General features: G+C 64.1%; 14 protein-coding genes and 4 tRNA genes. 8 read left to right on the forward strand and 10 right to left on the reverse strand.

From position 1 onward, the window contains the following. The first annotated feature begins 7 nt into the window (after window positions 1-7). A complete protein-coding gene (locus QZM67_RS29525) occupies window positions 8-316 on the forward strand; it encodes a PAAR domain-containing protein (RefSeq protein WP_301808776.1) in 309 nt (102 codons plus the stop codon). 140 nt (window positions 317-456) lie between these two features. Here the strand turns inward: QZM67_RS29525 and QZM67_RS29530 are convergent. From QZM67_RS29530 to rph, 4 genes are all read right to left on the reverse strand, one after another. Further along, window positions 457-544 (reverse strand) — tRNA-Ser (locus QZM67_RS29530). 44 nt (window positions 545-588) lie between these two features. Beyond that, entirely contained in the window at window positions 589-1803 is a 1215-nt protein-coding gene (gene hemW / locus QZM67_RS29535) for a radical SAM family heme chaperone HemW (protein WP_043181762.1), read from the reverse strand. Between the two features lie 34 nt (window positions 1804-1837). Beyond that, window positions 1838-2464: an RdgB/HAM1 family non-canonical purine NTP pyrophosphatase gene (rdgB, locus tag QZM67_RS29540; RefSeq protein ID WP_301808779.1), complete on the reverse strand. Its 627-nt coding sequence runs from the start codon at window positions 2462-2464 to the stop codon at window positions 1838-1840. Between the two features lies 1 nt (window position 2465). Next, a complete protein-coding gene (gene rph, locus QZM67_RS29545) occupies window positions 2466-3197 on the reverse strand; it encodes a ribonuclease PH (RefSeq protein ID WP_043181765.1) in 732 nt (243 codons plus the stop codon). Between the two features lie 173 nt (window positions 3198-3370). Between rph and QZM67_RS29550 the strand changes: the two genes are divergently transcribed. The 4 genes from QZM67_RS29550 (at window position 3371) to QZM67_RS29565 (ending at window position 7757) form a co-directional block, all read left to right on the forward strand. Next, complete coding sequence (locus tag QZM67_RS29550) at window positions 3371-4294, forward strand: YicC/YloC family endoribonuclease (protein ID WP_043181767.1); 924 nt, start codon at window positions 3371-3373, stop codon at window positions 4292-4294. 87 nt (window positions 4295-4381) lie between these two features. Next, on the forward strand, window positions 4382-5065 hold the full coding sequence (gmk, locus tag QZM67_RS29555) for a guanylate kinase (RefSeq protein ID WP_175025598.1): 684 nt from the start codon (window positions 4382-4384) through the stop codon (window positions 5063-5065). Between the two features lie 58 nt (window positions 5066-5123). Beyond that, window positions 5124-5327, forward strand: coding sequence for a DNA-directed RNA polymerase subunit omega (gene rpoZ, locus QZM67_RS29560; RefSeq protein ID WP_006025620.1), 204 nt, complete (start codon window positions 5124-5126; stop codon window positions 5325-5327). 63 nt (window positions 5328-5390) lie between these two features. After that, the gene (locus QZM67_RS29565) at window positions 5391-7757 is read left to right on the forward strand and encodes a bifunctional (p)ppGpp synthetase/guanosine-3',5'-bis(diphosphate) 3'-pyrophosphohydrolase (protein ID WP_301808782.1); all 2367 of its coding nucleotides are present in this window, start codon (window positions 5391-5393) and stop codon (window positions 7755-7757) included. Between the two features lie 195 nt (window positions 7758-7952). Here the strand turns inward: QZM67_RS29565 and QZM67_RS29570 are convergent. The 3 genes from QZM67_RS29570 to QZM67_RS29580 all read right to left on the reverse strand — a co-directional run bounded on the left by QZM67_RS29570 (window position 7953) and on the right by QZM67_RS29580 (window position 8311). Continuing rightward, a tRNA-Arg gene (locus QZM67_RS29570) sits at window positions 7953-8029 on the reverse strand. A 61-nt stretch (window positions 8030-8090) separates the two neighbouring features. Then, window positions 8091-8167: transfer RNA gene (locus tag QZM67_RS29575), tRNA-Arg, on the reverse strand. Window positions 8168-8234: 67 nt separating this feature from the next. After that, window positions 8235-8311, reverse strand: a tRNA-Arg gene (locus QZM67_RS29580). A gap of 129 nt (window positions 8312-8440) precedes the next feature. Between QZM67_RS29580 and greB the strand changes: the two genes are divergently transcribed. Then, window positions 8441-9004, forward strand: a complete 564-nt coding sequence (greB, locus tag QZM67_RS29585; protein WP_301808784.1) for a transcription elongation factor GreB — start codon at window positions 8441-8443, stop codon at window positions 9002-9004. 84 nt (window positions 9005-9088) lie between these two features. Here greB and QZM67_RS29590 read toward each other — a convergent pair whose 3' ends face one another. Together QZM67_RS29590 and QZM67_RS29595 are read right to left on the reverse strand one after the other, a co-directional pair. Further along, window positions 9089-10240: a porin gene (locus QZM67_RS29590; RefSeq protein ID WP_301808785.1), complete on the reverse strand. Its 1152-nt coding sequence runs from the start codon at window positions 10238-10240 to the stop codon at window positions 9089-9091. A gap of 500 nt (window positions 10241-10740) precedes the next feature. Further along, window positions 10741-11007 (reverse strand): hypothetical protein, encoded by a 267-nt coding sequence (locus QZM67_RS29595; RefSeq protein ID WP_043181783.1) that lies wholly within the window; start codon window positions 11005-11007, stop codon window positions 10741-10743. Window positions 11008-11400: 393 nt separating this feature from the next. Here QZM67_RS29595 and QZM67_RS29600 point away from each other — a divergent pair, with 393 nt between their 5' ends. After that, window positions 11401-11604 (forward strand): cold-shock protein, encoded by a 204-nt coding sequence (locus QZM67_RS29600; RefSeq protein ID WP_011351289.1) that lies wholly within the window; start codon window positions 11401-11403, stop codon window positions 11602-11604. A 141-nt stretch (window positions 11605-11745) separates the two neighbouring features. Then, window positions 11746-12882: an exonuclease domain-containing protein gene (locus tag QZM67_RS29605; RefSeq protein WP_301808788.1), complete on the forward strand. Its 1137-nt coding sequence runs from the start codon at window positions 11746-11748 to the stop codon at window positions 12880-12882. A gap of 34 nt (window positions 12883-12916) precedes the next feature. On the opposite strand, the gene QZM67_RS29610 is transcribed toward QZM67_RS29605, so the two are convergent. Next, a complete protein-coding gene (locus QZM67_RS29610) occupies window positions 12917-13510 on the reverse strand; it encodes a chorismate mutase (RefSeq protein WP_301808790.1) in 594 nt (197 codons plus the stop codon). Window positions 13511-13589 lie beyond the last annotated feature (79 nt).

The raw sequence follows: 13589 nt of genomic DNA on the forward strand, positions 1-13589 counted from the left end.
TCCGCCCATGCGTGACGAGGTGATGCCGGTGATGCGAGCAACAGTAGGCGGGAAGGCGCAGATCGTGATGGGCGACACGACCAGTCATGGCGGGCGGGTGATTTCCGGCAGCCCTTCTTCGACATGGGGGCGCGAGGCGATTCCGATCGCGCGCAAAGGCGACAAGGTGACCTGTCCGATTTGCGCACCTCATGTCTTCGAGATTGCGGTGGGTTGTGCGAACAGTCTGGATTTCGGTGCGCCGGTTGCGCTGGAAGGGCACACGACGACGTGCGGCGCGGTGCTGCTGGCCCAGCCCGGCAGTGCCGAGTCGTGAGCGGCACCGTCGATTGCGCGTGACCACGCACACGAAGCGTGTCGACGATGCGCGGTGAGCAGCGCAGGCGGATGTCCGCGAGCGCCTGATCGCCGTCGGAAATAAAAAACGGGCCGAGCGGCCCGTTTTCTTTGAAGCTCTGGCGGAAGCGGTGAGATTCGAACTCACGGACAGTTTCCCGTCGCCGGTTTTCAAGACCGGTGCCTTAAACCGCTCGGCCACGCTTCCACACGAGGCGGCATTGTAACCGAAATGCCGCCAGGTTCATTCCTTCAATCGTCGCGCAGGAACAATTCCTGCAGGTCGTTGAGGAAACGCTGGCCGAGCGGCGTCGGCGCGATCTGCGCGAAATCGCGCGCGATCAGCCCGCGCCGTTCCGCTTCCTGCAGTGCCGGCTCGATCGTGCTCATCGGCAGGCCCGTGCGTTCGGCGAAGCTGTGCACGGGGAAGCCCTCGACGAGCCGCAGCGTGTTCAGCATGAACTCGAACGGCAAGTCGCGCGCACCGACTTCGCGCTCTTCCTGCACGGCCGTGCCGGCCATCGCCTGCTCGATGAACGTGGCCGGATGCTTGTAGCGTGCCTGCCGCAGGATCCGGTTCGGGAACGACAGCTTCGTGTGTGCGCCCGCACCGATCCCGAGATAGTCGCCGAAGCGCCAGTAGTTCAGGTTGTGCTTGCACTGATGATTCGGCTTCGCATACGCGGACACTTCGTAGCGCCCGTAACCGGCCTCGGCCGTGCGCGCGTGGATCCATTCCTGCATGTCGGCCGATGCGTCGTCGTCGGGCACGACCGGCGGGAACTTCGCGAACAGCGTATTCGGCTCGAGCGTCAGGTGATACAGCGACAGATGCGGCGGCGCGTACGACAGCGCAGTCTCGATGTCGGTACGGCATTCGTCGAGCGTCTGGTTCGGCAGCGCGAACATCAGGTCGAGGTTGAAGTTGTCGAAGTTCTTCGCGGCGATCTCGACAGCGGCGCGTGCCTGCGTGGTGTCGTGAATCCGGCCGAGCGCCTTCAGGTGCGTTTCGTTGAAGCTCTGGATGCCGACCGACAGGCGATTCACGCCGCTCGCGCGGAACTGCGCGAACTTCGCGGCCTCGAACGTGCCGGGATTCGCCTCGAGCGTGATTTCGGCATCGGCGTCGAGCGGCAGCAGCGCGCGCACGTCGGACAGCATCCGGTCGAGGCCGGCTGCCGACAGCAGGCTCGGCGTGCCGCCGCCGATGAACACCGTATGCACCTGCCGGCCCCACACGAGCGGCAGCGCCTGCTCGAGATCGGCGCGCAGCGCATCGAGATACTCGGTTTCCGGAAACCGTTCGCCTTTCCACTCGTGCGAGTTGAAATCGCAGTACGGGCACTTGCGCACGCACCACGGGAAATGCACGTACAGCGCGAGCGGCGGCAACGACGTGAGCCGCACCTGGCCAGGCGACGTGAAGGTCGCGACGACGCGCGCGCCGGTTTCCGCGGCCTGGCTCATGCTGCCTCCGTGGGCGAACGGGTATCGGGCGTGCTCATGCTTCCTCCGCGAGCCGCGCCAGCAGCGCCTTCAGCGCCAGCGCGCGATGGCTGTGCGTGTTCTTTACGGCCGGCTCGAGTTCGGCAGCCGTCGCGCGGAGCGACGGCAGGTAGAAATACGGGTCGTAGCCGAATCCGTGCTCGCCGCGCGGCGTGTCGACGATCTCGCCCACCCAGCGCCCTTCGGCGAACAGCGGCTCGGGGTCGTCCGCATGGCGCACGAGCGCGAGCACGCAGCAGTAGTATGCGCGCCGGTCGTCGACGCCTCGCAACTGCTCGACGAGATATGCGTTGTTCGCTGCGTCACCCTTGTCGCGGCCCGCGCGCTGCGCGTAGCGCGCCGAATAGACGCCCGGCGCACCGCGCAGCACGCGCACGCACAGGCCCGAATCGTCGGCGATCGCCGGCAGCCCGGTGAGCCGCGATGCGTGGCGCGCTTTCGTCAGCGCATTCTCGATGAAGGTGCCGAACGGCTCTTCCGCCTCGGGCACCGCAAGGTCGCCCTGCGGGACGATCTCGATGCCGACCGTCGAGAACAGCGCGGTGAATTCGCGCAGCTTGCCGGCGTTGTTCGACGCGAGAACGATGCGCGACAGCGGCGCGATGGTGTGATCGTCCGGCATGTCAGGCGCCCAGCACGTCTTTCTGGAGCTGCACGAGCTCGGCGATCCCGCCTTGCGCGAGGTCGAGCAGCGCGTTCATCTCGGCGCGCGAGAACGGCGCGCCTTCGGCCGTGCCCTGGACTTCGACGAAGCCGCCGGCGCCCGTCATCACGACGTTCATGTCGGTGTCGCACTGCGAATCTTCCGCGTAATCGAGGTCGAGCACCGGCGCGCCTTCGTACACGCCGACCGAGATCGCGGCGACGTGGTCGGTGATCGGCGAGCGCGTGAGCTTGCCGGCCGCGAGCAGCTTCGACACGGCGTCGTGTGCGGCGACGAACGCGCCGGTGATGCTGGCCGTGCGCGTGCCGCCGTCGGCCTGGATCACGTCGCAGTCGATGTGGATCGTACGCGGGCCGAGCGCCTCGAGGTCGAACACCGCGCGCAGCGCGCGGCCGATCAGGCGCTGAATTTCCTGCGTGCGGCCGGTCTGCTTGCCGCGCGCGGCTTCGCGGTCGCTGCGTGTGTGCGTCGCGCGGGGCAGCATCCCGTACTCGGCGGTCAGCCAGCCTTGCCCGCGGTCGCGCAGGAAGTCGGGCACGCGTTCGGACACGCTGGCGGTGCAGAGCACCTTGGTGTCGCCGAATTCGACCAGTACCGAGCCTTCGGCATGTTTCGTGTAGTGGCGCGTGAGGGCGACCTTGCGCAGTTCGTCGGCGCGGCGGCCGCTCGGGCGGGAAACGGAGGACGTCATGTGGGATTCGCGGAACGGGAGGAAACCCCGATTTTAGCGCTGAACGGCGGGCTTGCCCGGCGGGGTGGTCCGCAAAAATGGGATAATGCGCGCTTCCCGCCCCGCGCTTTCCGATGCGCCGGGCGCCTCGACATATCCCCGCCCGCGAGGGCACCCAGACGGCGAGACGAACCATGATCTACAGCATGACGGGCTACGCGAGCGCAACGCGCGAACTCGCGACGGCCACCGGCAACGGCGGCACCAGCGTGTCGGTCGAACTGCGCACCGTGAACTCGCGCTTCCTCGACCTCAATTTCCGGATGCCGGACGACGTGCGCGCGTGCGAACCCGCGCTGCGCGAAATGCTGATGAACAAGCTGTCGCGCGGCAAGGTCGACATCCGCATCAACCTGCAGCGCGGCGAGCAGAGCATCGGCGCGGGCGCGCTGAACCAGTCGGCGCTCGGCCAGCTCGCCGAGCTCGAGCGCTCGGTGCTCGACACGTTCCCGGGCGTCGGCCGCCTGCGCGCGGGCGAGATCCTGCGCTGGCCCGGCGTGATCGCCGAGAGCGGCGTGTCGGCGGACGCGATCCGCGAGGCGGTGCTCGCGTGCGGCAAGGAAGCGATCGGCGAGCTCGTCGTCGTGCGTTCGCGCGAAGGCGCGCAACTGGCGACGATGCTGCTGTCGAACGTCACCGAGATGGAAGCGATCGTCGCGCGCATCACGCCGCTCGTGCCGGAGCTGATCGCGAAGCACCAGCAGAAGATCGTCGAACGGCTGCAGGAGGCGCTCGGCATCGCGGCGCCCGAAGGCAGCTCGACGATCGTCACGCGCGAGGAAGCCGCGGAGCGCATTCGTCAGGAAGTGACGATGTACGGGATCCGGATCGACATCGCGGAAGAGCTGTCGCGGCTCACCGCGCACCTGAACGAAACGCGCCATGTGATCGAGAAGGGCGGCCGTGTCGGCAAGCGTCTCGACTTCATGATGCAGGAACTGAATCGAGAAGCAAACACGCTCGGCTCGAAGGCGGCGGCGAAGGAACTGGCCGACGCGTCGATGGCGCTCAAGCTGTTGATCGAGCAGATGCGTGAGCAAGTGCAAAACCTGGAGTAAAAAGATGAAACAACCCCCACGCTCACTACGTTCACTGCCCCCCGAGGGGGCGGTCAGCCTCCTTGGGGCGGCCCGGCGGAGGCTGACATGACCCAGTCCACCCACGACGCCCACGCGTCGCATTCGCTGCACGGCGGCGTCTATCCCGGCAACCTGTTCATGGTCGTCGCGCCGTCGGGTGCCGGCAAGTCGACGCTCGTGAATGCGCTGCTGTCGAAGGACAACGACATCTGCCTGTCGATCTCGTACACGACGCGCAAGCCGCGCCCGGGCGAGCAGGACGGCCGGCACTATCACTTCACGACGGTCGAGGATTTCCGCGCGCGTCACGCGACGCACGAATTCCTCGAGAGCGCGGAAGTGCACGGCAACTACTACGGCACGTCGCGCGTCTGGATCGAAGAGCAGATGAAGAACGGCCACGACGTGCTGCTCGAGATCGACTGGCAGGGCGCGCTGCAGGTGAAGAAGCAGTTCCGCAACGCGGTCGGCATCTTCATCCTGCCGCCGTCGCTCGACGCGCTCGAAGAGCGTCTGAAGAAGCGCGGCCAGGACGAACCGAACGTGATCACGCGCCGCCTGCTTGCTGCCGGCAGCGAGATCGCGCACGCGTCTGAAGCGGAATACGTGGTGATCAACGAGAATTTCGAGCGTGCGCTTGCCGAGCTCGAATGCATCGTTGCGGCCACGCGCCTGCGCTTTGCTTCGCAGTACGCGCGACACACGGAGCTGTTCATCGAGCTCGGCATCCATCTGCCCCATGCGGAATGACGCGGGGGACGAGGGACATAAGGTAGAATAAGGACTATATTCAGAAGGAATTACCAACATGGCTCGCATTACCGTCGAAGACTGCCTGAAGCAAATCCCGAACCGCTTCGAACTGGCGCTCGCCGCCACCTATCGCGCGCGGCAGCTCGCGCAAGGCCATACGCCGAAGATCGAAAGCCGCGACAAGCCGACCGTCGTCGCGCTGCGCGAAATCGCTGCCGGCCAGGTCGGCGTCGAGATGCTGAAGAAGGTGCCGGTGTAACGCGCATCCGGCCCGTTCCAGCCATGTAATCCACGCGCGCAACGACTCGACCTGGAGGCGAATATGAGCACCACCCCATCGTCCGCCTCCGCGGATTCGACCACCGAAGCCACGGCCCAGTCGCCTGCGCGCCAGTACATCGACGCGGTTCTCGAACAGTCCTTCCGGCATCTGTTCGGGCCGACCGCCACACCGGAGCAGCCTCGCAAGCACGGCGTCGTTTCGATCGCGAAACTGACGGCTGCGCTTGCCGAGTATCTTCCTCCGGAAGAAATCAAAGAGGTCAAGGCGGCGTTCCACTTCAGCGACGAAGCCCACCTCGGTCAATATCGCCAGAGCGGCGAACCCTATATCACCCATCCTGTCGCCGTCGCGGAAATCTGCGCCGGCTGGAAGCTCGACGCGCAGGCTGTCATGGCGGCGCTCCTGCACGACGTGATGGAAGATCAGGGCGTGACCAAGAGCGAGCTGGCCGAACGGTTCGGCCCGAAGGTCGCCGAACTGGTCGACGGCCTGTCGAAGCTCGACAAGATGGAGTTCCGCAGCCGCGAAGAAGCGCAGGCGGAAAACTTCCGCAAGATGCTGCTCGCGATGGCACGTGATGTGCGCGTCATTCTCGTCAAGCTCGCCGACCGCCTGCACAACATGCGCACGCTCGGCGCGGTACCGATGGAAAAGCGCCGCCGCGTCGCGCGGGAAACGCTCGACATCTACGCGCCGATCGCGCACCGCCTCGGGTTGAACAATACGTATCGCGAGCTGCAGGACATGAGCTTCGCGAACTTCAACCCGCATCGCTACGCGACGCTCGAGAAGGCCGTGAAGGCCGCGCGCGGCAACCGCCGCGAAGTGATCAGCAAGATCCTCGAGGCCGCGCAGCGCGCGATGGCCGACGCGAAGATCGACGCCGAGATCACCGGCCGCGAGAAGACCATCTACAGCGTCTACCGCAAGATGCGCGACAAGCAGCTGTCGTTCTCGCAGGTGCTCGACGTGTACGGTTTTCGCGTCGTCGTCGACAGCCCGCTCGACTGCTACACGTGCATCGGCGCGCTGCACGCGCTGTACAAGCCCGTCCCTGGCAAGTTCAAGGACTACATCGCGATCCCGAAGATCAACGGCTACCAGTCGCTGCACACCACGCTGGTCGGCCCGTTCGGCGCGCCGATCGAGTTCCAGGTGCGCACGCGCAAGATGCACGAGATCGCCGAGGCGGGCGTGGCCGCGCACTGGTTGTACAAGAACGGCAGCGCGGATCTCAGCGACGTGCAGAAGCGCGCGCACCAGTGGCTGAAGTCGCTGCTCGACATCCAGAGCGAAGCCGGCGATTCGAGCGAATTCCTCGAGCACGTGAAGATCGACCTGTTCCCGGATGCGGTCTACGTGTTCACACCGAAGTCGAAGATCATGGCGCTGCCGCGCGGCGCGACGGCACTCGATTTCGCGTACTCGATCCACAGCGATCTCGGCAACCAGTGCGTGGCCGTGAAGATCAACAACGAGCTGCTGCCGCTGCGCACCGAGCTGAAGAGCGGCGATATCGTCGAGGTGATCACCGCGCCGTACTCGAAACCGAACCCCGCGTGGCTCGGGTTCGTGCGCACGGGCAAGGCGCGTTCGGCGATCCGTCACTATCTGAAGACGATGCGCCTGAACGAGTCGGTGCAGCTCGGCGAGCGTCTCGTCGACCAGAGTTTGAAGGGCTACGGTCTCGCGCTCGCCGACGTCACGCCGGAAGTGTGGGAGAAGCTCGTACAGTGGACGGGCAACAAGAGCCGTCAGGAAATCTTCGCGGACATCGGCCTCGGCCGTCGCGTGGCCGCGGTGATGGCCAAGCGCATCGAGGTGCTGATGAGCGGCCGCGATGCGGACGACGATCTGCCGAAGTCCGAGCGCCATCCCGCGCACCATGCGCCGCCGGTCGTGATTACCGGCACCGAAGGGATGTCGGTGCAGTTGTCCGCGTGCTGCCGGCCGATTCCGGGCGACGCGATCATGGGCTACATCGGCATCGGCCTGGGGATGGCGATTCATACGACCGATTGCCGCGTGGCGCAGCGGATTCATCGCCGCGATCCGGGCCGCTGGATCGACGTCGAATGGGCGCCGCAGCCGGGCCGCCTGTTCGACGTCGCGGTGAAGGCGCTCGTGAAGAACGCGAAGGGCATCTTTGCGCGCGTGGCGGCGGACATCACGTCGGCCGATGCGAACATCGTGCATATCGCGATGGACGAGGATCTGACACACGAATCGACGGTGCTGCGCTTCGTGATTCAGGTCAGCGACCGCGTGCACCTCGCGAACGTGATGCGGCGCGTGCGCACCAATCCGGACGTGATGCGGATCATGCGCGAGCGTTCGACCGACGACGGCGCGCATGCGCGTCACGACGGCGGTATGCGCATCGAGCGCGAGCGGCAGGATTACTGACGCGTCCTGCGTGACGAGCGATGCGACGGCGGCCATGGGTCGCCGTTTTCATTGGTGCCTTGCGGTGTGATGGCGCGAGCCTGACTGATGGCATCTTTCAGACGCCGATCGGATGGGCGGTGTCGTGCCGCTCATGGAGGGAGAAGGGGATGCAGAAAAGAAAAAGGGCTTTCCCGGAGGAAAGCCCTTTTAAGGTGGCGCGGCTGGCAGGATTCGAACCCACGACCCCTTGGTTCGTAGCCAAGTACTCTATCCAACTGAGCTACAGCCGCACGCAAAGCGGTACTACTTCAACTGTCGGAGCCTTCTACGGTGGGAAGGCCCCCAAAAAGGTGGCGCGGCTGGCAGGATTCGAACCCACGACCCCTTGGTTCGTAGCCAAGTACTCTATCCAACTGAGCTACAGCCGCACGCAAAACAAAACTTCTACTGCTTCGAACTGAAAGGGCCTTCGGATCAGAAGGCCCTCGAAAAAAGTGGCGCGGCTGGCAGGATTCGAACCCACGACCCCTTGGTTCGTAGCCAAGTACTCTATCCAACTGAGCTACAGCCGCACGCAGAAGCGAAATTATAGCAGGGTTGTATAAAAAGGGAAGCCTTATTCGCGAATTGTTCTGCAAGACCTTGCCGGGGCGCCCTTCGTGTACCCTTGGAGCATCAGTCATCCATGTTGAACCCGCATCATGAACAAGGCGTTTGTCAAAGAGTCGGACGGTGACGACGACGATCTCGACCAGGCCCAGCCGGCGATTCCGGCGGGCGCGAAGAACTACATCACGCCGGCCGGCCACAAGCGGCTGAGGGACGAACTGCTGAACCTGATCGACGTCGAGCGTCCCGAGGTCGTGCGGCTCGTGTCCTGGGCCGCGTCGAACGGCGACCGGTCGGAGAACGGCGACTACATCTACGGCAAGCGGCGGCTCCGCGAGATCGATCGCCGCATTCGCTTCCTGACGAAACGGCTCGATCTTGCCGAAGTCGTCGATGCGAGCCGGCAGGAGAACGTCGACCAGGTGTTTTTCGGCGCAACGGTCGACTACGAGACGCCGGACGGCGAGGATCACACGATCACGATCGTCGGGATCGACGAGGTCGATCTCGATCACGGGTGCGTCAGCTGGATCTCGCCGGTCGCGCGTGCGCTGATCAAGGCGAAAATCGGCGATACCGTCACGCTGATGACGCCGGCCGGCCCGCAGCAGATCGACGTGCTCGACGTCCGTTACCCGGCACCGGGCAACGCCTGAGCGACGCTCGGGATCAGCCCGGAAAAGAAAAAGCGCCCCGATGGGGCGCTTCGTCATCCGGCGTGCGGCGGATGTGCGGGTCGCTCAGAAGCGATGGCGCAGGCCGGCCGTGACCGCGATCTGCTTGTTGCTCGACGAAGCACCACCGAGGCCGTTGACATAGGCGCCGATGCCCAGGCCGTCCGTGCTGACGCGCTGATACACGCCTTGCACGTACACGTCGGTCCGCTTGGACAGTGCATAGTCAGTCTGCAGGTTGAACTGATTCCAGCCCGGATGACGGCCGTCCAGGAAGCCGGCGGTGTATGTGTACGACCCCGCCAGCGACAAGGCCGGCGTGAGCGCGTAGCGAGCGTTCACTTCGTAGTTGTTGAAGCGGGCAAACGTGCCGTCGAGACCCAGGCCGTTCGACACGCCCGAGGCACCCGCGGAGATGCCGAGCGCCCGGTTCACACGCGATTGCGTGAATACGAAGCCGGCCGTTGCCGGGCCGAATGTGTAGTTCAGGCCGCCGCCGAACACGCGCTGACGCTTGCCGACGAACGTGTTGTCGCCTGCTACCGCGCCGCCGCTGTTGGTGACCGTGGCCGACGTGAGGCCCGTGATGTCATTGTTCAACTGCAGGTAGCCAGCGCCGATATTGAAGCCGGCGTAGGTGTACGACACGCCCGCGCTGTACGCGCGATTGTTCGAGAACTGGTTGCTGTTCGAGAAGCCGTATAACGCGCCGAACTTCAGGCCGCCGTAATTGATGCTCGTATACTTGACGGCGTTATTGATCCGGAACGAATTGTTCAGGTTGTCGTTATCGAACGGGTGGGCAAACTGGGTGCCGCCGAATTGCGTACCGGTCAGCGACAGCGGCCCGATGTAGTCGACGACGCTGTCGTATTGGCGACCGAGAGTGACGGCGCCAAACTGGTCATGAGACAAGCCGACGAACGCCTGGCGGCCGAATTCACGGCCATTCTGGCCGAGCGTGCCGTTGGCGATGTTGAAGCCGTTTTCCAACACGAAGATTGCTTTCAGGCCGCCACCGAGATCTTCCGTGCCGCGCAGGCCCCAGCGGCTGCCGTTGATTTGGCCGCTGCGTTCCGACCATGAGCTGTGGCCACCCTGGTTGTTGGTATAGGTGATGCCTGCGTCGATCAGGCCATAGAGCGTCACGCTGCTCTGAGCATGGGCTGCTGTAACGAAGACACCCGACAACGCGGTGACGATCAGGGTTTTTTTCATGGATCTGTCTCCAAACAGGATGATGTCGATCGAACCTGCTGCGGACTGGCATGTTTTGCTTGACGCTGCGGCCGGTCCGGCAGAGCGGCGGTGCGCTTATCAATAAGCCATCTGCAGTGTACGGAGTGCGTGGAGCGGGGGACGATCACGCTTTAAGCAATAATATATTTTGGAATCCGCAAAGATTGTCGAGGCAGCACAAACGATTGACCATCAAGGGTTTGCGGCGCTGCAGCGAAGAAAAATGGCGATTAGGACTACGGAACGGGCGTTGCGCGATCGCGACAGGTAGTCAGCAGCAGGCGAGGGCGGTCATAGCGCGATTATTGACACATCGGCAATAGAGGTTTGTGTGGAGCATGAATAATGAAAGGTTGTTCTCTCGCTATACTGCGATCTCTGCTTTCCGAAGCAGACTTTTTCGTTGACGGAAAAGATCTCCAAACCTTTGTCGGCGCGACTTCCCAGTCGCGCTTTTTTTTGCCCCGTCACGCCGCGTGCTATTGCGCGTATGAGCGCCGCTTGCGCTTGGCCGCAGGTGCGGCTTCCTTGGCTTCGTTGGGGGGCGGTGTGTAGGTCCAGTCTTCCATCACGTAGTGACGGGCATCGAGTGGCGATGCGAGCAGGTTCTGCCAGTGATCGCCGTGCCAGGTCGTATCGAATTCGGTGTCACATGGCGCTTCGCGCGCAGACTCGGCCAGGGCGCGGGACTTGCGACGTACGCGTCCAAGCCGGCTCGCGAAGCGCTTGATTCCGTCCAGCCACATGACCTTCTCCTTCCTTCCGACGTTAAGTGAGCATCGCAATGTCCCCGCATTTCCGCAACCCGGAAAAAACCCGAGGATTTTACCGAGCCGATTTGTCCCCGGTAGAAATTTCGTGGTCGAGATTATTGATGCTCCGGTCCCGGTAATGTTGACAGGTTTTTGATGCGAATCAATTAATCAAAGGCGATGGTGTACCGATTCCAATGGTATTAGCGCTTTTTTGATAAAACGTTCGTCAAAAATTTTCTTGACGCACCCGGATTGTCCAATTTATAAAGTCAGCACTCCGTCCTCGGGCGGCGTGCTGGTGCGGGTGCTGGCGCAATGTTTCGGGATTTCGGGAAACGGCTATAAAAATAGCTTTTTTGATCTAATCGAGTGGGGAACGAAGACATGGATACCGGTATCGTGAAATGGTTTAACGATGCTAAAGGTTTCGGCTTTATTACGTCGGACAATGGTGGTGAAGATTTGTTTGCGCACTTTTCCGAAATCAAGATGGACGGCTTCAAGACGCTGAAGGAAAACCAGCGTGTTTCGTTCGACGTGAAAGTCGGGCCGAAAGGCAAGCAGGCAGCGAATATCCAGGCGGTCTGACGCGCCACGCATTGCCGATCACGTCCGGCCCCCGCATGGCGGGGGCTTTTTGCTTTTCGGGGGCGGAACATTCCGGTTCGGGCTGGCCGCGAACGGGGATGCCGGTGCATACTCACGGAAGCATCGTTTCCCAGTCTTTTCATGCCTGATTCCCCCCGTCCGTCCGATCCCGCCAGCGAACAGCCGCTCGTTTTCGTCGACCTTGAAACCACGGGCGGCTCGCCCGCCGAACACCGCATCACCGAAATCGGTGTGGTCGAAATCGGCCCGCTCGGCGTGTCGACGTGGACGACGCTCGTCAATCCGGGCCAGTCGATTCCGCCGTTCATCCAGCAACTGACGGGCATTTCGGACGACATGGTGCGCGACGCGCCGTCGTTTGCGTCGCTGGCGTCGGCGTTGTTCGAGCGGCTCGACGGCAAGCTGTTCGTCGCGCACAACGCGAGTTTCGACCGCGGCTTCCTGCGGGCCGAATTCGAGCGCGCCGGCTTCGCGTTCAATCCTGATGTGCTGTGTACGGTGCGGCTGTCGCGTGCGCTGTTCCCGCGCGAAGCGCGGCACGGCCTCGACGCGTTGATCGAACGCCACGGCCTCGTGCCGGCTGCACGCCACCGGGCGCTGGCGGATGCCGACCTCCTGTGGCAGTTCTGGCGCCAGTTGCACGATATCGTGCCGCTCGAGCGGTTGCGCGACCAGATCGCGCGCACGACGCGCCACTTCCGTCTGGGTGGCGACCTGACCGAAGCTTGGCTCGATACCGCGCCGGCCGGGTGCGGAGCGTACGCGCTGTTCGCGGAGGGCGACGCGCCGCTGTATGTCGGCCGCAGCGTACGCGTGCGGCAGCGGCTACGTGCACTGCTGACCGGCGAGCGCCGTTCGTCGAAGGAAATGCGGCTTGCGCAGCAGGTGCGCCGGGTCGAATGGCGCGAGACCGGCAACGAGCTGGGGGCAATGCTTGCCGAAGCGCAATGGATCGCCCAGTTGCGTCCATCGTACAACCGTCGCCCCGCGGCCGACGCCCGTGCCGGCGGTGCGCCCTGGCCGTTTGACGGTGCAGTTGCATTCGAGGCGAGCGGCGAGCGCCGCCTGTTTCATGTGATCGATGGCTGGCGCTATCTCGGCGTGGCGGAATCGCTCGACGCGGCCGCGCGGCTCGCGGCTGACGGGACGGACGGTGCGTTCGAACCCTTCACCCACCGCCTGCTGCAGACGCATCTCGCACGCGGCCTGCAACTGATTCCGCTCGCCGCGCTCACGCCGGCGGGGCAAGCCGGTTGAATCAAGCGCGGCCGCGCGATCCGCGCCTGCTGCGTCAACCGATCGCGCTTGCGCCGCCGGCCGAGCAGACGTGCGACAGCGCGGTGTCGAGTGCCTGCGTTTGCGTGGAGTCGTAGCGGGTGAGCGTCTTCCAGTTCGCGATGCTGCGCGCGAGCCGCGCCTGGCAATCAGGCGCATCGCGCAGCGGTCCAACCTGCGCGAGCCCTGCGAGCATTTTCTGCGTCAGCCGGTCGAGCGCCGGGCGCGTGCTGGTCGCGAGATCGGGCGGCATGCCTTCCGGCGGCCGCGTCGCACGCCAGGTCGCGAACAGCGCGTTCTGCACATCTTTGCTCGCGGTGATCTGATCCTCGAAGAACGTCCGCGCGAACGCGGGATCGACGCCGGCTTGTGCCGCGCGCTTCTCGACCGATGCGAGCAGTGCCGCTTCGCGCGGCCGGTCCTCGATTGCCTTGTGATTGGCCCATTTCCAGCGAGCGACCGGTTCGGCGAGCGCGAGACGCTGCGACGCGAGCGCGACGAGGTTGGTGAGGGCGGTGTCGTCGCCATCTGCATTGGCGATACGCGGGGACGAAAAGAGGGCGACGCCGAGCGCGGCGACAGCGAGGCTGGCACGAATGGCTTGCTTCATCGGAACGATCGGGAGAGCCGGGCGGGCCGGACGTGGAAAACCAGAAGAATAGACGAAGACAGTCGCGCGGCGTAGTGCA

The organism is Burkholderia sp. AU45251 (assembly GCF_030482905.1).
GTDB lineage: Bacteria > Pseudomonadota > Gammaproteobacteria > Burkholderiales > Burkholderiaceae > Burkholderia > Burkholderia aenigmatica.

Bases quoted from the DNA above. Each gene is read 5' to 3' on its own strand.
- QZM67_RS29525 (WP_301808776.1), top strand. From the start codon at position 8: ATGCGTGACGAGGTGATGCCGGTGATGCGAGCAACAGTAGGCGGGAAG.
- hemW (WP_043181762.1), bottom strand. From the start codon at position 1,803: ATGAGCCAGGCCGCGGAAACCGGCGCGCGCGTCGTCGCGACCTTCACG.
- rdgB (WP_301808779.1), bottom strand. From the start codon at position 2,464: ATGCCGGACGATCACACCATCGCGCCGCTGTCGCGCATCGTTCTCGCG.
- rph (WP_043181765.1), bottom strand. From the start codon at position 3,197: ATGACGTCCTCCGTTTCCCGCCCGAGCGGCCGCCGCGCCGACGAACTG.
- QZM67_RS29550 (WP_043181767.1), top strand. From the start codon at position 3,371: ATGATCTACAGCATGACGGGCTACGCGAGCGCAACGCGCGAACTCGCG.
- gmk (WP_175025598.1), top strand. From the start codon at position 4,382: ATGACCCAGTCCACCCACGACGCCCACGCGTCGCATTCGCTGCACGGC.
- rpoZ (WP_006025620.1), top strand. From the start codon at position 5,124: ATGGCTCGCATTACCGTCGAAGACTGCCTGAAGCAAATCCCGAACCGC.
- QZM67_RS29565 (WP_301808782.1), top strand. From the start codon at position 5,391: ATGAGCACCACCCCATCGTCCGCCTCCGCGGATTCGACCACCGAAGCC.
- greB (WP_301808784.1), top strand. From the start codon at position 8,441: ATGAACAAGGCGTTTGTCAAAGAGTCGGACGGTGACGACGACGATCTC.
- QZM67_RS29590 (WP_301808785.1), bottom strand. From the start codon at position 10,240: ATGAAAAAAACCCTGATCGTCACCGCGTTGTCGGGTGTCTTCGTTACA.
- QZM67_RS29595 (WP_043181783.1), bottom strand. From the start codon at position 11,007: ATGTGGCTGGACGGAATCAAGCGCTTCGCGAGCCGGCTTGGACGCGTA.
- QZM67_RS29600 (WP_011351289.1), top strand. From the start codon at position 11,401: ATGGATACCGGTATCGTGAAATGGTTTAACGATGCTAAAGGTTTCGGC.
- QZM67_RS29605 (WP_301808788.1), top strand. From the start codon at position 11,746: ATGCCTGATTCCCCCCGTCCGTCCGATCCCGCCAGCGAACAGCCGCTC.
- QZM67_RS29610 (WP_301808790.1), bottom strand. From the start codon at position 13,510: ATGAAGCAAGCCATTCGTGCCAGCCTCGCTGTCGCCGCGCTCGGCGTC.